Source organism: Cutibacterium sp. LaCa_89 (genome assembly GCF_058177555.1).
Genome location: NZ_CP190889.1, coordinates 578,277 through 598,009, shown reverse-complemented (window position 1 = coordinate 598,009; position 19,733 = coordinate 578,277). Strand labels below are relative to the sequence as shown.

The following is a 19,733-nucleotide window of genomic DNA, read 5'->3' as shown; positions in this document are numbered from 1 at the left end:
AAGGCCACTGTACGGCACGACGACGTCGTTTCCCAAATGCAAAGCCGCCCACAGCACAAGCGGTGCCATGGGCGGCTGAGCTGTCGTGTCAGCGGAACAGGCTGGTGACCGACCCGTCCTCGAAGACCTCCTGGATCGCCTTCGCGATGAGCGGGGCGATGGACAACACCGTCATCGAGGGGATGTTGATGTCGTCACGAATCCTGAGCGTGTTGGTGACGATGAGCTCCTCGATCGGGGAATTGTTGATGCGCTCGGCGGCAGGATCCGACAGGATCGGGTGAGTGGCGGCTGCGATGACGCGCTTGGCACCGTGCTTCTTGAGGGCCGAGGCAGCTTGGCACATCGTGCCGGCGGTGTCGACCATGTCGTCGACGAGCAGGCAGGTCTTGCCCTCGACCTCGCCGACGACCTCATGGGTGGTCGTCTCGTTGGCCTTGTTCGGGTCGCGACGCTTGTGGATGATGGCCAGCTGACAGCCAATCTTGTCGGTCCACATGTCGGCCAGACGCACACGGCCGGCATCCGGGGAGACGACGACCATGTCGGAGTTGTCGTACTTGGAGGCGACGTAGTCGGCGAGCACCGGCAAGGCCCACAGGTGATCGACCGGCCCATCGAAGAACCCCTGGATCTGGGCGGCGTGCAGGTCCACCGACATGATCCGGTCAGCACCGGCGGCCTGGTAGAGGTCGGCCATGAGGCGAGCGGAGATGGGCTCGCGGCCCAGGTGCTTCTTGTCCTGGCGGGCGTAGGGGTAGAACGGGGAAACCACGGTGATGCGCTTGGCCGATGCCCTCTTGAGGGCGTCGATCATGATGAGCTGCTCCATCATGGCCTCGTTCACCGGGGCGCTGTGGGACTGGATGACGAAAGCGTCGCAACCACGCACGGACTCCTGGAACTGCACGTAGATCTCGGAGTTGGCGTAGGTGACCTGACGCGAGGGGACGAGGTCGACGCCGAGTTCGGCGGCGATCTGCTCGGCAAGTTCGGGATAGGCCCGTCCTGAGCAGATCATGAGGTGCTTGTTGTTCGGACGGGTGGTTCCACTCACTGGTCAGCCTCCGGGTTGAGGGTGTCGTCTTGGCTGTCGGACATGACGTCCGAGTCGGTGGCGGGAGTGGCGCACTCCCGGCAGAGGACGGATCCGGCAACGACGGAGGATCCTGCGGTCACCTCGGAATCGCCGACGTAGGCCATGTGGGGTATGGCAGCCTCGGTTCCGACGTGAGTGTTCTTGGTCTCGACGAAGGCTCCGACCTTGGCGTCGCGGTCGAGGACGGAGCCGGGGCGGATGTTGGAGAACGGGCCGACGCGTACTCCCTCACCGACGACCGCGAGGGTGATCTCGGACCGGGTGACGGTGGCCCCTTCCCGAATCTCGGAGTCGGTGACGGTGACATCCGGTCCGATGGTGGCTCCGGAGGCGATCGTCGTGGCTCCGCTGAGGAAAACGTCTGGATACAAGGTGACGTCATTGGCGAGATCGACATCCGGCTGGATCCAGGTGGAGGACGGATCGATAACGGTGACCCCGGACCGCATCCATGCGGTGACGATGCGTCGGTTGACCTCGGCATTCATGCGGGCCAGCTGTACCCGGTCATTGACTCCCTCGGTCTGCCAGACGTCGTCAGTACGGAAGGCACCGACGCGACCGCGACCAGGAACCTCGACGGTGCCATCGGCAGCCATGGTGACGACGTCGGTGAGGTAATACTCGCCCTGAGCGTTGTCGCTGGACAGTTTGGAGACGCCGTCACGCAGGGCCTCGGCGTCAAAGACGTATATGCCGGAGTTGATCTCTCGAACGGCCCTCTGAGCCTCGTCGGCGTCCTTGTGCTCGACGATCCCGACGACGGTCTCTCCGTCGCGGAGGATGCGCCCATAGCCAGTGGGATCATCGACCTCGGCAGTGAGGACGGTGACGAGATTGCGACGCTCGCGGTGGACCTCGACCATCTGTTGGAGGGTTTCTCCGGTGAGCATCGGGACGTCACCATAGGTGACGACGACCTCGCCGTGAAGTTGGCCCAGCCCCTCGAGACCACAGGCGACGGCGTGGCCGGTGCCTTTCTGCTCGGCCTGAACAGCGGTGGTGACGTCGGGGGCGTCATCAGCCAGATGGGCCTCTACCTGATCGCGACGATGTCCGACGACCACGACGAGATGCTCTGGGTTGAGTCCGCGTGCCGCTCCTACGGCCCACGACAGCATGGGTCGACCGGCAACCTCGTGGAGCAGTTTGGACTTCGAGGACTTCATGCGGGTGCCACCGCCAGCAGCCAGCACGATGACGGCGGCCACTCCGTCGATCTCGGTTCGGTCAGTGGACGGGCTGGACGTCACGGTGCTCTCCCAGTTCGGATGCGGCATGCAGGGCCAACTGTAGCCGTCACGCGGTCGCACCGCACCGTGAGGAGGTACGACAGGGTGGATGAGCTCCCCGGGCAGGAGTCGAACCTGCGTCGCTGATCCTGATTCAAAGTCAGGCGGGCCCTGCCGGCAGACCAACCGGGGAACGCTCGGCAAACCGAGTCCCCCAACCCTAGAGCATGGACCGCGATTCGGCCACGCAACGGGCCTGAGTAGGCTCGATGCTATGACGTCTACGCCCGCATCCCGATCTTCCAGGCACCCACGGGCCCGGATGACCAGCGGACAGCGCCGCGAGCAGCTCATCAGCGTGGCGCGTCGTCTCTTCGCCGACAACGGCGTCGCGGGCACCTCCGTCGAGGAGATCGCTGCCACCGCAGGAGTTTCGAAACCCGTCGTCTACGAGCACTTCGGGTCCAAGGACGGGCTCTACGCCGTTGTCGTCGATCGGGAGGTGCGCCTGCTGCAGGATTCCCTCAATGCCGCGATGACCCGCCCGAAGCAGGGACCACGCCGCACCCTGGAGTCCGCGGTGCTGGCCCTGCTGGACTACATCGATGATCGCCCCGATGGATTTCGCATCATCTCCCGAGATTCCTCGGTCGGATCAACGACCGGCTCCTACGCCTCGATCCTTTCTGACGTCGCTTCCTGGGCGGAAGGGATTCTCGCCGACAACTTCAACCGTCACGGCTTCGACGCCTCCTTCTCACCCCTTTATGCCCCGGCACTCACCGGGATGGTGGGCATGGCAGGACAGGCCTGGATCGACACCCGGGCACCAGCCAAGGAAGTCGTCGCCGCTCACCTCGTCGACCTGGCCTTCAACGGGCTGACACGGGTGTCGGAAAACCCGCGTCTCACCCGCCACAGCGAGCGGGGAGAGGATCAGTCCAGCTCTTCCTGACGAGCCAGCACCGCGCGCAGTCCCCGGCCCAGTTGCTCAACGGCCTGCGGGTCCATCGAGTCGAGGAGACGTCCCTCGGATTCCAACAAGGCTGCCAGAGCTCCGTCGACCCGATTTCGTCCGGCATCGGTGAGCTCGACGATGACCCCGCGACCGTCCTTGGGGTGAGGCAGACGACACACCAGGCCACGGTCTGACAGTCTGGTGATCCGATTCGTCATCGTCCCCGAGGCGACCTCAAGCTCGCTGAGGAGCCGTCCGGGGCTGAGCTGATAGGGCTCCCCGGAGCGTCGCAGGGCTGCCAGGACGTCGAATTCCCAGCCCTCCAGGTCCCATTGTGAGAATGCTTTGGACCGGTCTCGATCAAGGCGACGTGCCAGCCTGGTGACGCGCGACCACACCTCCATCACCTCGACGGGCAGGTCGGGTCGCTCCCTCGCCCATGCCGCGATGATGACGTCGACGGCGTCCTTCGGGTCCTGGTGCTGGTGGGAGGTCATCATGCGAAGCTCCCCACCGGCCCCGGCAACACCTGAGCGCCGGAGGCCGGGCCGCGGGCCGCCCTGGTGCGATTGACCTGCGGTAGGGCGGACACGGCCCCGCTGACCTTCTTGGCCCCGGCGGAGTCGCGCACGAGGAAGGCGCAGGTGGGTCCGGAACCCGAGACGAGGGCGGTGAGAGCTCCAGCTTCCTTCCCGACTTCCAGCACCTCGCCGAGTTCGGGACGCAGGTCAACAGCGGGGGCCTGAAGATCATTGCTCATGGTGGCCGCGACCGCGTCGAGATCTCCCCGCGTGAGGGCTGAGATGAGGTCGTTAGGAACTGCCTCTCCCCCGGGGTTCCCGCCCATCTCGTCGAAACGTCGGTAGACGGCTGGGGTGGACAGTCCCTGGTTCGAGGTGGCGATGACCCAGTGATGACGGCCACGACAAATCACCGGAGCCAGACGGTCCCCTCGCCCTCGGCCCAGCGCCACCCCGCCCATGAGGCAGAAGGGCACGTCGGAGCCTAGCTGCGCGGCCAGCGGCTGCAGACTCTCAGGAGAATCGGGAAGACGACACAGGGCGGCTGCGGCAAGCAGGGCTCCGGCGGCGTCAGCGGACCCACCTGCCATGCCTCCGGCGACCGGAATGGACTTGTCGATGTGAATATCGACGCCATGATCGCGCTCCCCCCGCTCCAGAGCGAATTCCTCACGCACCATCTCCACGGCCCGCCAGGCGAGGTTGGTCTCGTCAGTGGGAACCTGGTCGGCATCCTCTCCCGAGACGGTGAGGGTGATGCGTTTGTCGTCGCGACGGGTCACCGTTACGTCGTCGTGAATCCCGATCGCTTCGAAGACCGTTGCCAGCGGGTGGAAACCGTCAGGCGCGAGGCTGCCGACCCCCAGCGCCAGATTGACCTTGGCGCTGACCCGCACCGTCACGGTCGTGGGACGGAGCAAGTCGAACGGATCGTCCATCATCATGTGCTTACCGTACCGGCAGGAGTTCACACCTGACCCGGATCGCCGAGGACGCCGGCCTGGGCCAACGCCTCCGCAACACGGGTCAAGTCCACGATGTCAAGGGCCTCTCCGCGCACCGTCGGGTCGATCCCGACAGCGCCGATGAGGTCGGAGGCAGCCGCCGATCCGCCGCACATCCCGGCCAGCGCTGATCTCAGCATCTTGCGACGAGACGCAAAGGCGGCATCGACCACGCGGAAGACCTGGGAGCGAGTGGCCTCAGGGGCTCGTCCATCGATCTGGGGAGGACGTCTCCTCGTGATCCGGACCAACCCGGAATCTACGTTGGGCACCGGCCAGAAGACCGTCGGGGGGACATTTCCCACCCGGGTCGCCTCGGCATACCAGGCCAGTTTGGCGCTGGGAACCCCGTAGATCTTGGATCCGGGAGCGGCCACCAGACGGTCGGCCACCTCCGACTGCACCATGACGACACCCGTCGACCACTGCGGACAGATCGCCAGCATGTGCAGCAACACCGGGACAGCGACGTTGTAGGGCAGGTTCGCCACCAACGCGGTCGGATCGGCACCGGGGACGGCATCGACGCCGAGGGCGTCGGAGAGGATGACCTCCAGCCTGTCGGCAGCCTCTGGCGTCCGCTCGGCCACCGTGTCGGGAAGCTGGGTGGCCAGTACCTCGTCGATCTCGACAGCGACGACCTGGGCGCCGGTCTCAAGCAGGCCGAGGGTCAGTGATCCCAGGCCTGGACCGACCTCGATGACACGGTCGTCGGGACCCACCTGAGCCAAGGAGACGATACGACGCACCGTGTTGGCGTCGTGGACGAAGTTCTGCCCCCGGGTTTTCGTCGGTCTCAGGCCGATCTGACCGGCAATGCGTCGGATCGACGCGGGATCGAGCAATCCGGTTTCGGTCACCAGGCACCTCCATAAGCGGAAAAGGCGTTGTCAGTGAGCTGTTGGCAGGCGCGCGTCTCGTCCCACCCACGCTGCTGTGCCACGAAACGGGCGGTGTGCGGCAGCAGGTAGGGACCGTTGCGCTTGCCGCGGCGTGGCACCGGGGTCAGGAACGGTGCGTCGGTCTCGACGAGGATGCGGTCGTCGGGAGCGATCGCCAGGGCGTCGCGCTGAGGGCCGGCAGAGTTGAAAGTGATCGTCCCGGAGAACGACAGGTATGCCCCGTGCCCCAGGCAGATCCGGGCCAGGTCGGCATCACCGGAATAGCAGTGCATGATGACCCGCTCCGGCCAACCTTCTGAGTCGAGAACGTCGACGACGTCTTCGTGGGCCTGTCGGCCCTGGGTCGGACCGTCTCCCTCACCACCGTTGCGGGCATCACGCATGTGGATCGCAAGGGTGAGACCGTGCTCATGGGCCAGGGCGATGTGGGCGGCGAAGACCTCCCGTTGGAGGGCCTGGCCCTCGTCGTCAGTCGTGCCGAAGTGGTCGATGCCAGTCTCGCCGATGGCCCGGACGTGGCCGCCGGCGCTGGCAAGGTCATCGATGCGCTTGAGGGCATCGCCGATCTTCTTGCGTCCCAGACGGGCGGCGTCATTGGGATGGATCGCCACCGCCGCAATGACGTTCTTGTGGGTTCGCGCCAGTTCCTCGGCGAACTCGGACCCCTCCACGTCGCACCCGATTTGAGCAATGTGGGTTACCCCGACCTCACGAGCGGCGGCCAGACTGATGGCGGGATCGAGGTGGACGATGTCGGCCACCGTGTCGAGGTGGGTGTGGGAGTCCACCAGAGGGGCGGCCAATGGCTCGGGCAGGGGCGGCAGGCCAGCCTCGGCCAGTACCTCATGGATGGCTTCGTTCACGATTCCTCCTGGTCGGTCGAGGCATTCTGGACGGCGTCGTAGAGCTCATGTCGGTCGACACCGGTGGCCCGTGCCACCTGGGCGACGGCCTTGGACGGCTTGATTCCGTCGTCGGTGAGCTCGGCGACCATCTCGACGGCCTCGTCAAGACTCACGGAGTTCCCCCTGGCTCCCTCGATGACGATGGTGATCTCGCCGCGGGCGTTCTCGCGAGCCCATTCAGCCAGCTCTGCCAGACCGCCGCGACGAACCTCCTCGTAGGTCTTCGTCAATTCCCGGCACACCGCAGCGCGTCGGTCGGTGCCGAGGATCTCAGCGGCATCGTCGAGCAGATCGGCGAGCCGATGGGGAGCCTCGTAGACGACAGTGGTGCGCGGTTCGTCGGCAAGTTCAGCCAGGCGACGACGCCTCTCCCCCGACTTGCGCGGCAGGAATCCCTCGAAGCAGAACCGGTCGGTCGGCATTCCCGAGATGGCCAGGGCTGTCGTCACGGCGGTGGGTCCGGGGACCGAGGTGACGGCGATGTCGTATTCAATGGCGGCGGTGACGAGCCGGTATCCCGGGTCGGACACCGAGGGCATCCCCGCATCGGTGGCGACAACGACGTCGTCCCCGTCACGAAGACACTCAATGAGCTCGGAGGTTCGGGCCGATTCATTGCCCTCGAAATAGGACACCACGCGGGCAGAGGTCTCGACGTCAAGGCGGCGCAGCAGATCGCGCAGTCGTCGGGTGTCCTCAGCAGCGATGATGCGGGCGTCACGCAAGGTCTCGACGAGGGCAGGTGAGGCGCTACGGCGGTCCCCGATGGGGGTGCCCGCAAGGATGACTCGTCCCGGTTGTGCCTGGTTCACCTGACCATCGTCCCACGCCGGACCGACGGTGGCGTCTCACCAACCCTCTACCATGGCGATGTGGCAGCAGCGAGAAGATCCTTGTCGACCATCGAGCGTCTCGACGACGGCCGAATGACCGATGAGTACACGAGCTGGATCGTCACGGCCCTCATCACCGCAGTGGCTTTCCTGCTGCGGGTGTGGAATGTCGGCTTCCCGAGGAACCTCGTCTTCGACGAGACCTACTACCCCAAGGACGCCTGGACGATGCTCCAACAAGGATACGAAGGCACCTGGCCTGACGCTGCGAAGGCCAATGCCGGCATCGTCAACGGGATCACGAACGCCTGGACTCCCGACGCCGAGTTCGTCGTCCATCCCCCGATGGGAAAGTGGCTCATCGCGATCGGGGAGCAACTGTTCGGTTTCAATTCCTTCGGTTGGCGATTCGCCTCCGTGGTATTCGGGTCCCTGCTCGTCCTCATGACGATCCGGTTGGCTCGACGTCTCTCCCGGTCCACGATGGTGGGCGCCATTGCTGGCATCCTGCTCACCCTCGACGGCTTGGCATTCGTCATGAGCCGGGTCGGACTGCTCGACATCTTCCAGGCCTTCTTCCTGGTGGCAGGTGTGTCTGCGGTGGCGGCTGACCGGGACTGGTTCCGTCATCATCTGGCTGATCATCTGAGAGCCGTCGGCAAACCCCATCTCGACGGGGTGCTCGGTCCAGCCCAGGGGTGGCGGCCGTGGCGCCTGGTGGCAGGGGTCATGTTCGGTCTGGCCTGCGCCACCAAGTGGAATTCCGTGTTCGTGCTGGCGACGATGGGCATCGTCTCGGTCATCTGGGACTGGTCGGCGCGTCGACTGGCCGGTGCTGGCAGGAAGGCCTGGTGGTCCTTCCTGCGCGACGGGATACCGGCCTTCCTCTACATGGTCGTCGTGGCCGTGGGCAGCTACATCGCCACGTGGGCGCGGTGGCTCTCGGTCTACCCACACATGGTTCTCGGAAAATCCTGGGCCGGCCCGAATCCTGATCCGGGTCTGTCCAAGGTGATCGGGAAACCCCTGGCCGCGCTGTGGGACTATCACCAGCAGATGTACGACTTCCACACCGGCTCGTACATGATGACGCAGACCCACGTCTACGCCTCGAATCCATCCGGATGGTTGATCAACCAGCGACCACTCGGAATTGACGCAGTCAACGACATCAAGCCGGGCCAGCAGGGTTGCGAGGCCGTCGGTGACACCTGCCTGCGTGTCATCTCCGCGACCGGCACCCCCGTGCTGTGGTGGTTCGCAGCCATCGCCCTGGTGGCCGCGGTGATCTGGTGGATCTTCGCCCGTGACTGGCGGTTCACCCTGCCGATCATCGCCATGATGTCGACGTGGATCCCGTGGTTCCGCTACGACGATCGTCCGCTGTTCTTCTTCTACGCCATCTGCATCATTCCGTTCACGGTGACAATCCTGGCGATCTGGCTCGGTCAGATCCTTGGCCCGGCCAAGGCCACCAGCCGACGCCGCATCGGTGCAATCGTCGTTGGCACGGTCATGGCCTTGGTCGCGGCCGATTTCGCCTTCATCTATCCCATCCTCACCGACAGCCTCATGACCCGAAAGGCATGGCTGGCACGGATGTGGTTCCGCTCCTGGATCTGAGTCGGTCATCGGACGCCCGACGGGGATTTGCTCGTCGAGCAGATACGCTGAGGGTCCGGAAGGGAACCAACCCGGAAGGACGCCCATGATCTGGAAGCTGCACAACGGCGGTGTACTGGAGCCAGGTGAGGTGGTGGCTCCCGACGAGAGGCTCGGATGGGGACGAACCATCGGGCTGGGAGCCCAGCACGTGGTGGCGATGTTCGGGGCAACTTTCGTCTTCCCCGTCCTCATGGGCCTCAACCCGCAGCTGGCAGTGATGATGTCGGGTGTCGCGACCCTCGTCTTCATCTTCGTGACCAAGCATGAGGTGCCGTCCTACCTCGGCTCCTCGGCAGCCTTCCCCGGCGTGGCGACGGCCATCTACGCCTCCGGCGGCAAACCCAATGACGTCTCGGGCGCCCTGTTGTGCGTGGGCCTGACCCTCTTCATCTGCGGCATCATCATCCAGGCAGCCGGTTCGCGGGTGGTGCACAAGGTGCTGCCGCCGACGGTGACTGGCGCCGTCGTCATGCTCATCGGCTTCAACCTCGCCCCGGTGGTTGCCAAGACCTATTGGCCCACCGATCAGTGGACCGCGCTCATCGTCATGTTGCTGGTCATCGCACTGTCGGTGGGACCGCGCGGATTCATCTCCCGCATCGCCATTTTCCTGGCCCTGGTCATCGGTTACGTGTTGTCGTGGATCGAAGATCTGGTGTTCGGTCCGCTTCATCACGCCGACGGCACCGTCGCCCCACGAGTGAACTGGTCAGCCGTGCATGAATCAGCATGGATCGGCCTGCCCCCGGTGACGAACCTGGACACCTGGAAGTACCTACCCCAGGCCCAGAACGGATCCCATTACGCGGCCACCAACGTCGTCGGGTTCCACCTTCCGACCTTCCACCTGGCCTTCATCCTGCTGGCCCTACCGGTCGTCATCGCCCTCATCGCCGAAAACACCGGTCACGTCAAGGCAGTTGCTGAGATGACCGGCACGAACCTCGATCACCAGGTCGGACGAGCGGTCGCCGCTGACGGTGCGACCTCCATGCTGGCCACCTTCCTCGGCGCGGGCCCGACGACAACCTATTCGGAGAACATCGGTGTGATGGCAGCGACGAGGGTGTACTCCACGGCCGCCTATGTGGTGGCTGCGGTCGTGGCGATCCTGTTCGGCTTCTCCCCCAAGTTCGGTGCCGTCATCTCAGCAACTCCCGGTGGGGTACTGGGCGGCATCACCGTCGTCCTCTACGGCATGATCGGCCTTCTGGGCGCCAAGATCTGGAAGGAGAACAACGTCGATTTCGGCAATCCGGTGAACCTCGTCCCGGTGGCAGCCGGCATCATCATCGGCGTCGGTGACGTCTCGCTGAAGTTCAGCGACTCCTTCACCCTGGGCGGCATCGCCCTGGGCACCATCGTCACCGTCGGCGTCTATCACCTCGCCAAGTGGCTCGCACCCAACGAGCTGTCCGACGCGGCCGGAGGCACGAACATCATCCTCGACACTCCTGGCATGTACGTTGACGACGATACCCCCGACGACCGTCGTCGTCGTGAGGGAGATCGACGCCGTACGCAGTAGGCTTGCGGCCCAGATGACGGAGGAGGCGATCGATGGCAGCAACACCTCAGCCAAGGAAGGGTGTCACGACGAGTGCGCGCACCCATGGTGGCGCATCACCATTGGCAACCAGGCCAATCGCCGACACCAAACCCGGCATCGTCGACATCAAGTGGTTCGAGCAGGGAGTCCCGGCCGACCCGGAACACCAGGCTGACATCGAAGCGACGCTGTCCTGGCTGGACGGCCACCCCGAGCGACTGGGAATCATCGTCGAGCAGAGTCCGAACCGGACCCAGATCAAGCGCCTTGTCGACCTCATGCGCCTCGACCCACTACTGGCCGAGGACCTGGTGGAAGGCCACCAGCGTCCCAAGCTGGAACGCCACGGGGATGCCCTGTTCCTGGTGTTGCACCCGCCGTTCTACATCGACTCAATGGAGGATGTGGCCTTCGTCGAGGCCGAGGTCATCAAGCAGCGCAACTGCGTCGTCGTCATCGTGCAGCGCATCCCTGACGAGTTGTCGAGCCTGAGGTGGACCCCGCGTCTTCCCAGTGACCCGGAGCTGCTGCGCCACGGTCCGGAGTCGGTGCTCTACACCATCCTCGACGGTGTCGTCGACCAGACCTTCCCCGTCATCAGCGGCATCCAGTTCGACATCGAACAGATCGAGAGGCAGGTCTTCAGTGGGGATTCCGCAGCCCCCGAACGTATCTACCGCCTGTCTCGTGAGGCCATCGACCTGCAGCACGCCACCAACCCGCTCATCCCGATCATCGCTGCCCTGCGCGCCGGGTCCGCCAAGCATCAGGTGCCACCCGAGCTGCAGGCCTATCTGGCTGACGTTGCCGACCACCTGGCCCGGATCTCCTCCCAGATCACTGACATTCGGGAACTGCTGACCCAGATCCTGACGGTCAATGCGACGCTGGTCGACCAACGCTCCAACGAGGACGTCAAGATCATCTCCGGATGGGCGGCCATCCTCGTCGTGCCCACCCTCATCGGTTCGATCTACGGCATGAACTTCGACTACATGCCAGAACTGCACTGGAGATACGGATACTTCTACTGCCTGCTCAGCATGGTGGCCAGCGGTGTGATCCTGTACGTGATCTTCCACAAGAAGAATTGGCTGTGAGCTGACTTCGGCACGGGTGTGACAAAGAGGAATGGGTCACACCGGGTGACGGTGAGATCAGACTCGTTCGCCTCAACCTGAAGCACAAAGCACCCACTGATCGGGCGGAACTCTTCCGGTGGACTAAGGATGCTTGAGCTGGAGTGCGCTCTAGACATTAGCGTCAACGCCGTGAGCGAGAACTAGATGTAATCGCCGGACAGGTTAGGTACGCGGTCGGCGGGTGATGTGCCTTTGAGCGCGGTGTGCCCGCGGTGGTGATTGTAGTGGTGCAGCCAGCCGGGGAGTTCGGCCAGGCGGTCGGTCTCGCTGGCGTAGGGCCGTGCGTAGGCCCACTCGGCGACCAGGGTCCTGTTGAACCGCTCGACCCTGCCGTTGGTCTTGGGCGTGTAGGGCCGGGTGTACTTGTGCGTGATGTGGGTGTCTTTGAGTGCCTTGTTGAAGACTTTGGACCGGCAGCAGGAGCCGTTGTCGGTCAGGACCCGCTTGACGGTGATGGCCTGGCTGGCGAACCAGGCCTGGGCCCTGGTCCACAACCCGGCGGCGGTGTCCTTGCGCTCATCGCTGAGGACCTCGACGTAGGCCAGGCAGGAGCGGTCGTCGACGGCGTTGTAGATGTAGTGATACCCACCCCCGCTGGCGGATCAGCCACGGTTGCGTACTCCTTGGGCGCGTCCGACCATGCGGTGGCCGCCGCCGTCGGGGATCCGGCCCAGCTTCTTGATGTCGACGTGGACCAGCCAACCGGGGGTGTCGTGTTCGTAGCGGACGGGTGTGGGCTGGGCGCGTAGCCGGGCGCCGGTGGCCTTGTCGATCCAGGTCAGGGGTGGGCATCCGTAGCGTTGCAGGATCTTGCCGACAGTCGAGACGCTGAGGTGCTGGTGGCGTAGGTGGTAGGCGATGCGTGCTGGGCCCCACTGGTGGGTGATGGGCAATCCCACCACCCATCGTTGCGTGCGACGGCAGACCCGTCGGGGCTGGTGGTGGGGTCGGCTGGAGTGATCACGCATTCCGGCCGGCCCGTGGGCGCGGTAGCGCTGTGCCCAGCGTTGGGCCGTGGTGACGCTAACGTTGAAGCGTTCGGCGGCCCGACGCAGGGAACCGCCATCCTCGACAATGCAGCAGGCCAGGCGCAAACGTCCGGTTTCGGACAACGAGGCATTACAGTGGGTCATGAGGGCCTCTTGGGAGTCGTGCTTTGTGTGGTAGCAACACACTCCACCCAGAGGCCCTCGCCCGTGTCCAGCCACAGCTGTCTCTGACCAGCCCGATGTACCTAACCTGTGTGGTGGTTACAACTAGTCGAGACCACTACCGACGTGTGCAGGAACTCAGCGTCGGCCAACAACGTCGCCTTGCCCTCGCAGTAGTACTGGCTGACCCGCCAGAGATCCTGCTGCTGGATGAGCCGGCCAACCACTTTTCGCTCAGCCTCGTCACCGCGCTCGAAGATGCACTCGTCCAATACCCTGGCACCGTCGTCGTTGCCTCACACGACCGGTGGCTGCGCAAACGATGGCAGGGCCAGCGGCTGACACTCCCTGAACCGTGCTAACAAGCACAGTGCACCAAATCGAGGCGCAACTGCACCTGCAGCCAGAACCGAGCACCCGCTGTGCCGTCGCCAGCTCAGATGGCGAGGATGGCGTGGCCCGATTCACCGTGACGCCCTTCACGGCATGGAACGGGGCGTTACTGACTTGCCCCGTCAGGGCCGTCACCACGATTACGTCGACGATAATCACCTGATAGATCGCATCCAGCGGTCTGCTCGCCCATTAGGTGGGTTCACCGGTGACTTTCTCCGTGATCCGGCTGATGGTGTGTGGAGGCCATCACCCCCACAAACCTCGTCGAAGTGCGTGGCGATCTCACCAGTCATCAACCCGCGCGGTCACCAACAGCACGGTCTGATCGATCTCATCCAGACAGCGCTTGCGCTTGGGCACGATCACCTGAGCCCAAGACAGCAACAAGGCCCGAACCGAAACCATCAAGGATGGCACGGGTTCGGGCCTTGTGGTGGGGTGGACCTAGCTGTACTTCCCCGTGACGTTGTGAACGCGGGCTGAGGGAGTCTGGCCGCCGATCCCGGTGTGGGGTCTGTGGTGATTGTAGTGATGGAGCCAGGTCTCGTAGGCTGCGGCGCGCTCGGCTTCGCTGGCGTAGGGCTTCGCGTAGGCCCACTCGACGGCGAGGGTTCGGTTGAACCGCTCGACCTTGCCGTTGGTCTGCGGCCGGTATGGCCGGGTCCACTTGTGCTTCACCTCGTCGCCGAGCGCGTCAGCGAAGGCGCCTGACCGGTAGCAGGAACCGTTGTCGGTCATCACCGCGGTGACTGTGACGCCCAGGCCTGCGAAGAACGCGTTCGCGCGGGTCCAGAACCTCGCTGCGGTCTCTTTGCGCTCGTCGTCAAGGATCTGTGAGTACGCGATCCGGGAGTGGTCGTCCACGGCGTGGTCCAGATACCGGTAGCCGCGAGAGCCGGCTGCCCCGGCACGGGCTGCCTTGTCGCGGGCCACTCCCGCGTGACGGTCCTGCATGAATCCGCGACCGTGGGCACGCCACCCGCCGCCGTCGGGGATCCGGCCTTGTTTCTTGATATCTACGTGCACGAGCTGGCCCGGCGCGGCGACCTCATACCGTTTCGGCTTCGGACGGCGAACCGGCAGCCCGGTGGCCTGGTCGATGTTGATCAGCTTCGGCATCTTGTATCGGGCGAGCACCCGACCGACCGTGGAACGGTGCAACCGCAGGTGATACGCGATCCGGTGCGGACCCCACCGGCCAGTGAACCGCAACGCGACGATCCGATGCTCCGTCTTACGCGAAAGCCGGTTCGGTGACGAGGTGGGCCTCGAACTACGGTCGATCAACGGCAGCCCTGCCCGGTACCTGTCGGCCCACCGCTTCACCGTCGCGGGCGAGCACTGGAACCGTTCCGCCGCCCGCCGCAACGACCAGCCCTGTTCCACGACGAGAACAGCAAGACGACGACGCCCTTCCGGTGTCAAGGGTGCGTTAGCGTGAGTCACGAAGACCTCCGTGGTCAGGAGAGTGAGTGTGGTAACCCACATCCTGCCCGGAGGTCTTCGCTACCTCACCCGTTCACAACCTCCCGGGGAAGTACAGCTAGATCCGGACCTGTTGGAGGTGTGTCCCGCATGACCGATCCACGACTCCTGAGCCAGATCACCGACGACATGGTGCGTGACCTTGGCATTGCCCAGGGCGCGTGCATCCGGCCCGTCCTGCAGGGGGTCACCGATCACGAGGACGGAACCAGTCAGGTGGTGGCTCTGCCTTGCGGAAGTACCCGAGAGTCACAGTGCCCCAGCTGCGCCCGCAAGGCCCGTCTCCTGCGCATGCAGCAGTGCGCTGAAGGGTGGCACCGAACCGAGGAACCCGAACCGACTGATACCGGCAGTATCACCGAGGCTGCAGGGTCCAACGGGAGCCAGACTGATACCGGCGGTATCGCTGAAGACGCTGATACTGCCGGTATCACCCGACGGGTTCGCTCCACGCGACGTCGCAGTGATGCACCCGACCTGCCGCGTGTGCCGATGGAACAGCGGACCGTTGGGACGACCTTCGTTGCCAGGGATGGCCGGGAATACCGACCGTCGATGTTCGTCACCTTGACGCTTCCGAGCTACGGCCCGGTCATCCCTGGCGTCGGCACGCCAGCAGACCCGAGCACCTACAACTACCGGCGTGCCGCCCTGGACGCGCTGATGTTCCCGAGGCTCGTGGACCAGTTCTGGAAGGCCTTGCGACGCTGTGCCGGATACAACGTGCAGTACTTCTCGGCCATCGAGCCGCAGAAGCGTTTGGCTCCGCACCTGCATGCCGCCATCCGTGGGGCCATCCCCCGGGCAACGCTGCGCCAGGTGGCGAAGGCCGTCTACCTCCAAGTGTGGTGGCCGCCGATCAACCACGTTGTCTACGACTCGGCGGTGCCCGTGTGGACTCCCTTGGGCTATGCGGATCCAACAACAGGTGAGCTACTGCCCACGTGGGATCAGGCTCTGGACGCCCTGGAGGAGCCCGGAGCCAAGCCCATGCACGTCATGCGCTTCGGGTCCCAGGTCGACGCCCAGGGCATCGTCGCGCCGAGTCCCGACGCTGACCGCGCCGTGCGCTACCTGACCAAGTACCTCACCAAGTCAGTGGCCGAGACCTGCGGTGACGAGTTGACTGCCGCCCAGACGGCGCACATCGACCGCCTGCACCGGGAACTGCGCTACCTTCCGTGCAACGAGCGGTGCGCCAACTGGCTGCGTTACGGCGTGCAGCCCAAGGACGCTGGGCCAAGTCTTGTCCCCGGCCACTGCCAACACAAGGCGCATGACCGGGAAATGCTCGGGCTCGGTGGACGGCGCGTGCTCGTCTCCCGCAAGTGGTCCGGCAAGACGCTGCAACAGCACCGGGCCGACCGGCAGGCCGTCGTGCAAGCAGTGCTCGAAGAAGCCGGGTTCACAGCTCCGGAAATCGACCGCCTGGCGGCCGACACCCAGATGGACGACGGCGCGCGCCGCTTCACCTGGGAGAACGAACCCCGCAAGGCCCACGCTTACCGGCTTGTCATGTTGGAGAGCATCCGCCAACGGCAGGAGTGGCGACGGTCCTACCACCTCGCCAAGGGACGAATAGGGCTGGCGGAAGACCAGTCGCCCGCGCCGCCACCCTGGGCGTCACCGCAGCCGTCCCTACCCACCTCGCCCGTCCTTCAAGGAGCATCGTGAACGTCAAGGAGTTTGAACGACTGCTGACGACCGCTGAGGTCGCCAAGATCGTCCAGGTGTCTCCTTCCACTCTTTGCCGCTGGCGTCAGCAGGGTGTCGGTCCTCGCGTGATCTGGCTGTCCCGCTCCATCCCGCGCTACGCCGCGGCGGACGTCGAAAAGTGGTTGCAGAAGGCCGCAGCATGAGCATCCGCAAGGAACCCAGCGGCCGCTTCCGAGCGGTCCTCAAGTCGGGTCGCCAGCACGTTACCAGCAAGACCTTTGACACGAAGCGCGAAGCCACGGAGTGGCTTTCCCGCGAACGAGCCGCCCTGGTCGGCGGCATCGACCCTCGTGCCGGTCGCGTTCGCACCCGTGCCCTGGTTGCCCAGTGGCTTGAAGTTCGAGAGGTCACGGTGGCCAATAAGACCTACCGGACCGATCAGGACTTGCTCCGCCTCATGCCGATGTCGATGCAGAACATGGGCGTGGCAGCTATCTCTGCCCGTGAGGTCTCCCGCTCATTCGAAAGCCTCATCAAGCAGGGCTTGGCAGAGTCCTCAGTGGTCCGCTACCGCGCCAGCCTGTCCAGCTTCTTCTCGTGGTGCGTGCGAGAACGGTTCATCACGTCCAACCCGGTGACGGGCGTCCGGGTTCCGAAGTCGTCGGCCGAACGCGTGGAGATGAGCCCATGGAGCGAGGCCGAACTGGAAGCGCGCTACCTGGCCTGGAAGAAGTACGACGAGCGCCTGGCTGACATCCTGGTCGTGATGGGCTGGACCGGGCTCCGCTGGGCCGAAGCTCGCGCCCTCACTGTTGGTGACATCGCCCTGGGCGACTCCCCCGCCCTGCGCGTCCAACGATCCGACCCCGAAGGCGTCGGCGTGAAGTCCACCAAGGGACGCCGGTCCCGACGTGTTCCCCTGCGAACCGAGTCCTTCCCATCGTGCTGTCGCTCAGCAGTGGGAAGTTCCCGTCCGACCTGCTCCTCACGACGAGCACCGGGAGCCAGCTCCACCGTTCAGCAGTTCTCCGCGCTGTCCACTGGCAGACCACTGGCCAAGGACGCCGCATCCACGACCTACGCCACACGGCTGCCTGCCTCTGGCTGGCCCGCAGCGTCGACCCTGGGACCGTTCAGCAGTGGATGGGCCACGAGTCCATCGCCACCACGAACCGCTACCTTCATCACCTCGGCACCGCCGCCGAAGCAGCAGGCCTCGCGAGACTCAATGGGCCATTGAGCTGAATCTCCCGCTGTAGCAGCGATTCCCAGCGATACTGCTAGGGACGTTGACGAAGGAGTCACCATGCACCAGGCAGTCTTGGCCAACGGGCAGTTCATCTTGGCGGAGGACTTTGCGCGGCAAGATCCGAACTGGATCGCCACCAACCGCAGGCAGCTGACTTGCCCGCAATGCGGGCAGCCTGCCTACTTCCGAGCGCGGGCCAAGGACGGCAAGGCGCCGTGTTTCGGGTCGCGACAGCACCTAGAAGGATGCACCGCCGCCACTGAAGTCACGCAAGAACTTGGGCAGCAGGGGGAGGAGGTTCCAACTGTCGACAACGACGGCACTGAGTTCGAGTTGGTCCTCACTGGCCCGTTCGCCCCTGAAGATGCTGGCGAGCGAGTAGCTGTGGACCCGCAGGCGGATGCACGTGCCCCGCGAGCACATCCACATCGTGGGGAAGCGGATGGAGGCGACGGACGTGTCCGCCACGGACAGCTCAGAGCCTTCCTACGCAACTTGGTCCGCAATCCCCAGTACATGCAGGACCGTGGTCGCACCATGCGGGTCCCCGAGCGGGGCATTGCTCGAACGACAGACCTCATCAGAGATTTCAACCAAGTGACTGAAGGAGACCTTGACCGACACATGCTCGTTTGGGGCGCAGTCGAGACGGCAAAGTGGCGGCCCACTGACGATGGCGGAACGCTCTATCTCAATGCCGGGAACTTCGGTCGCAACCCATTCACCATCGTGATCGAGGGCCCGGCGGCATCCCGGCTCCATGACGCCGACGCCTGGTTGGATGCGGCCAAGCACGCACAGTTCAACACTGCACCCGTTCACGCCATCGCGTTCGGCCGGGTTCATCCGGGGACTGGGCGGTGCCCCTACGCGATGACCCTCACCGACCTAAATTCGCTCGCCTTCTTGGTCGGGCCAGAGTTCGAAAACTAGGACGGGGGTGCGTAGGGGGTGCGCAAATGCAGAACGCCGATCCGTGCAGACCGGCGTTTGTGCTTGTGGAGCATAGGGGATTCGAACCCCTGACCTTCTCATTGCGAAAGCCTCCCTGCCGTGGATTGGCCCCGCTTGGAGGCGGTTTCACGCCTGCCGACGGGTGCTCCGGTGCCGTCGATTCCAACTCGGGGGCCCGCCGGGGGCCCGCGCCAAAGCCGGTGTTCGATTTTCGATCCGGCGCGGTCCATGCCGGTGAGAACTTTGCCACCGCGAGCGTCTCCGGCATGGATCGTGGCGGCACCTTGGCCGACTACGCAATGTGGGTGCGCGCGGCCGGCCAGACCCATACACTGCAACACATGATGAAGTGGGATGGCAGCCCGACGCTGCCCGCTCGTGAGTACCCGGCCGAGGAGCGCGAGATCCGGTTCTTCTTCGACTACGGCCATCCATGGCCGCTGTGGGAGAACTACACTGACGAGTACGCGATGACGCCCGAGGACTACGGCCTCTCCCCCGAGCTCGTGGCGTTGCTGCGTCAGTGTGGCGAGTTGTGGGGCCGCGAAGACTTCGATGGCAGATGGAACCCCCCGGAGGCCGAGAAGCAGTATGAGACAGCCTGCCGTGAAGCCGTGGCCATGCTGCGTGCGGAGGTCTTCCCGATCAAGGTCGTGCGCGAGTAGGTCGAGTCAACAAAGAACCAGGGCGCCCTGAACCACATGGCTCAGGGCGCCCTGTCATGTTCGTGGCCGGTAGCGGTGGGGTGCGATGGGGTGCGCACAGGGAGCGAAGCGACCGAAGCGCGGGGCCCTGTCGCGGGGTCCCGCCGCCGGCCACGTGCGCCGAAGGCGCCTTGAGTCAGTAGGGAAATTTCTCACAGCCCCCAAGTCCTTGACAGGGTCCTTCTGTGCAATCCAGACTGGCGACGGGCACCAACGTACACATTCCCAACGAATGTGAGTCGCTGGCGAGCGTCGACAACTCGCTGGAGTTCCACCCTTTCAAAGATGAATCGGGATCGTCATCGACTCTCTAACAGCAGACCTCCAT

18 protein-coding genes, 1 tRNA gene and 2 pseudogenes are annotated in these 19,733 nt (G+C 64.7%); 11 read left to right on the top strand and 10 right to left on the bottom strand.

Going from position 1 to position 19,733, the window contains the following annotated elements; genetic code table 11:
- Nucleotides 1-88 precede the first annotated feature (88 nt).
- The 3 genes from ACP8LP_RS02710 to ACP8LP_RS02700 form a co-directional block, all read right to left on the bottom strand.
- Entirely contained in the window at nt 89-1,057 is a 969-nt protein-coding gene (locus ACP8LP_RS02710) for a ribose-phosphate diphosphokinase (protein ID WP_016667102.1), read from the bottom strand.
- A complete protein-coding gene (gene glmU, locus ACP8LP_RS02705; RefSeq protein WP_016667101.1) occupies nt 1,054-2,352 on the bottom strand; it encodes a bifunctional UDP-N-acetylglucosamine diphosphorylase/glucosamine-1-phosphate N-acetyltransferase GlmU in 1,299 nt (432 codons plus the stop codon). Before glmU ends, ACP8LP_RS02710 begins: the two co-directional genes overlap by 4 nt.
- Nucleotides 2,353-2,445: 93 nt before the next feature.
- Nucleotides 2,446-2,524, bottom strand: a tRNA-Gln gene (locus ACP8LP_RS02700).
- 129 nt (nt 2,525-2,653) lie between these two features.
- Here ACP8LP_RS02700 and ACP8LP_RS02695 point away from each other — a divergent pair.
- Complete coding sequence (locus tag ACP8LP_RS02695; protein ID WP_036975773.1) at nt 2,654-3,286, top strand: TetR/AcrR family transcriptional regulator; 633 nt, start codon at nt 2,654-2,656, stop codon at nt 3,284-3,286.
- On the opposite strand, the gene ACP8LP_RS02690 is transcribed toward ACP8LP_RS02695, so the two are convergent.
- The 5 genes from ACP8LP_RS02690 to rsmI are packed head-to-tail and all read right to left on the bottom strand — an operon-like array spanning nt 3,268 to nt 7,433.
- Nucleotides 3,268-3,789 (bottom strand): MarR family winged helix-turn-helix transcriptional regulator, encoded by a 522-nt coding sequence (locus ACP8LP_RS02690; RefSeq protein WP_484483265.1) that lies wholly within the window; start codon nt 3,787-3,789, stop codon nt 3,268-3,270. The genes ACP8LP_RS02695 and ACP8LP_RS02690 overlap by 19 nt on opposite strands.
- Complete coding sequence (locus ACP8LP_RS02685) at nt 3,786-4,754, bottom strand: 4-(cytidine 5'-diphospho)-2-C-methyl-D-erythritol kinase (RefSeq protein ID WP_187117026.1); 969 nt, start codon at nt 4,752-4,754, stop codon at nt 3,786-3,788. The genes ACP8LP_RS02690 and ACP8LP_RS02685 overlap by 4 nt, the downstream gene beginning before the upstream one ends.
- A gap of 23 nt (nt 4,755-4,777) precedes the next feature.
- Nucleotides 4,778-5,674, bottom strand: a complete 897-nt coding sequence (gene rsmA, locus ACP8LP_RS02680) for a 16S rRNA (adenine(1518)-N(6)/adenine(1519)-N(6))-dimethyltransferase RsmA (protein ID WP_016667097.1) — start codon at nt 5,672-5,674, stop codon at nt 4,778-4,780.
- Nucleotides 5,671-6,579 (bottom strand): TatD family hydrolase, encoded by a 909-nt coding sequence (locus tag ACP8LP_RS02675; RefSeq protein WP_016667096.1) that lies wholly within the window; start codon nt 6,577-6,579, stop codon nt 5,671-5,673. The genes rsmA and ACP8LP_RS02675 overlap by 4 nt, the downstream gene beginning before the upstream one ends.
- Nucleotides 6,576-7,433, bottom strand: coding sequence for a 16S rRNA (cytidine(1402)-2'-O)-methyltransferase (rsmI, locus tag ACP8LP_RS02670; protein WP_016667095.1), 858 nt, complete (start codon nt 7,431-7,433; stop codon nt 6,576-6,578). Before rsmI ends, ACP8LP_RS02675 begins: the two co-directional genes overlap by 4 nt.
- Nucleotides 7,434-7,547: 114 nt before the next feature.
- On the opposite strand from rsmI, the gene ACP8LP_RS02665 reads away from it, so the two are divergent.
- The 3 genes from ACP8LP_RS02665 (at nt 7,548) to ACP8LP_RS02655 (ending at nt 11,768) form a co-directional block, all read left to right on the top strand.
- On the top strand, nt 7,548-9,077 hold the full coding sequence (locus tag ACP8LP_RS02665; RefSeq protein WP_484483353.1) for a dolichyl-phosphate-mannose--protein mannosyltransferase: 1,530 nt from the start codon (nt 7,548-7,550) through the stop codon (nt 9,075-9,077).
- Between the two features lie 85 nt (nt 9,078-9,162).
- On the top strand, nt 9,163-10,647 hold the full coding sequence (locus tag ACP8LP_RS02660; protein WP_484483264.1) for a uracil-xanthine permease family protein: 1,485 nt from the start codon (nt 9,163-9,165) through the stop codon (nt 10,645-10,647).
- Nucleotides 10,648-10,748: 101 nt separating this feature from the next.
- Nucleotides 10,749-11,768 carry a magnesium and cobalt transport protein CorA gene (locus ACP8LP_RS02655; protein ID WP_334353510.1) on the top strand — a complete coding sequence of 340 codons (1,020 nt, stop codon included), beginning with the start codon at nt 10,749-10,751 and terminating at the stop codon, nt 11,766-11,768.
- 182 nt (nt 11,769-11,950) lie between these two features.
- On the opposite strand, the pseudogene ACP8LP_RS02650 reads toward ACP8LP_RS02655, so the two are convergent.
- A pseudogene (locus ACP8LP_RS02650) lies at nt 11,951-12,943 on the bottom strand (IS481 family transposase).
- Nucleotides 12,944-13,038: 95 nt separating this feature from the next.
- On the opposite strand from ACP8LP_RS02650, the gene ACP8LP_RS02645 reads away from it, so the two are divergent.
- Nucleotides 13,039-13,323: an ATP-binding cassette domain-containing protein gene (locus tag ACP8LP_RS02645; protein WP_237726209.1), complete on the top strand. Its 285-nt coding sequence runs from the start codon at nt 13,039-13,041 to the stop codon at nt 13,321-13,323.
- Nucleotides 13,324-13,801: 478 nt separating this feature from the next.
- Here the strand turns inward: ACP8LP_RS02645 and ACP8LP_RS02640 are convergent, their stop codons facing one another.
- The gene (locus tag ACP8LP_RS02640) at nt 13,802-14,803 is read right to left on the bottom strand and encodes an IS481 family transposase (RefSeq protein ID WP_036976485.1); all 1,002 of its coding nucleotides are present in this window, start codon (nt 14,801-14,803) and stop codon (nt 13,802-13,804) included.
- Between the two features lie 129 nt (nt 14,804-14,932).
- On the opposite strand from ACP8LP_RS02640, the gene ACP8LP_RS02635 reads away from it, so the two are divergent.
- From ACP8LP_RS02635 to ACP8LP_RS02610, 6 genes and pseudogenes are all read left to right on the top strand, one after another.
- Nucleotides 14,933-16,516, top strand: a complete 1,584-nt coding sequence (locus ACP8LP_RS02635) for a replication initiator (RefSeq protein WP_016667087.1) — start codon at nt 14,933-14,935, stop codon at nt 16,514-16,516.
- Nucleotides 16,513-16,701, top strand: coding sequence for a helix-turn-helix transcriptional regulator (locus tag ACP8LP_RS02630; RefSeq protein WP_016667086.1), 189 nt, complete (start codon nt 16,513-16,515; stop codon nt 16,699-16,701). Before ACP8LP_RS02635 ends, ACP8LP_RS02630 begins: the two co-directional genes overlap by 4 nt.
- A pseudogene (locus ACP8LP_RS02625) lies at nt 16,698-16,769 on the top strand (hypothetical protein); the annotation flags it as partial. The gene ACP8LP_RS02630 and the pseudogene ACP8LP_RS02625, both read left to right, overlap by 4 nt.
- 671 nt (nt 16,770-17,440) lie before the next feature.
- Nucleotides 17,441-17,743, top strand: a complete 303-nt coding sequence (locus ACP8LP_RS02620; RefSeq protein WP_196768460.1) for a tyrosine-type recombinase/integrase — start codon at nt 17,441-17,443, stop codon at nt 17,741-17,743.
- A gap of 61 nt (nt 17,744-17,804) precedes the next feature.
- Complete coding sequence (locus ACP8LP_RS02615) at nt 17,805-18,680, top strand: competence protein CoiA family protein (RefSeq protein WP_016667084.1); 876 nt, start codon at nt 17,805-17,807, stop codon at nt 18,678-18,680.
- 221 nt (nt 18,681-18,901) lie between these two features.
- Nucleotides 18,902-19,366: a hypothetical protein gene (locus tag ACP8LP_RS02610; protein WP_147612086.1), complete on the top strand. Its 465-nt coding sequence runs from the start codon at nt 18,902-18,904 to the stop codon at nt 19,364-19,366.
- The last annotated feature ends 367 nt before the right edge of the window (nt 19,367-19,733 follow it).

Coding starts and splice junctions, on each gene's coding strand:
- ACP8LP_RS02695 (WP_036975773.1), top strand. CDS start 2,654: ATGACCAGCGGACAGCGCCGCGAGCAGCTCATCAGCGTGGCGCGTCGT.
- ACP8LP_RS02690 (WP_484483265.1), bottom strand. CDS start 3,789: ATGATGACCTCCCACCAGCACCAGGACCCGAAGGACGCCGTCGACGTC.
- ACP8LP_RS02685 (WP_187117026.1), bottom strand. CDS start 4,754: ATGATGATGGACGATCCGTTCGACTTGCTCCGTCCCACGACCGTGACG.
- ACP8LP_RS02665 (WP_484483353.1), top strand. CDS start 7,548: ATGACCGATGAGTACACGAGCTGGATCGTCACGGCCCTCATCACCGCA.
- ACP8LP_RS02660 (WP_484483264.1), top strand. CDS start 9,163: ATGATCTGGAAGCTGCACAACGGCGGTGTACTGGAGCCAGGTGAGGTG.
- ACP8LP_RS02645 (WP_237726209.1), top strand. CDS start 13,039: ATGTACCTAACCTGTGTGGTGGTTACAACTAGTCGAGACCACTACCGA.
- ACP8LP_RS02635 (WP_016667087.1), top strand. CDS start 14,933: ATGACCGATCCACGACTCCTGAGCCAGATCACCGACGACATGGTGCGT.
- ACP8LP_RS02615 (WP_016667084.1), top strand. CDS start 17,805: ATGCACCAGGCAGTCTTGGCCAACGGGCAGTTCATCTTGGCGGAGGAC.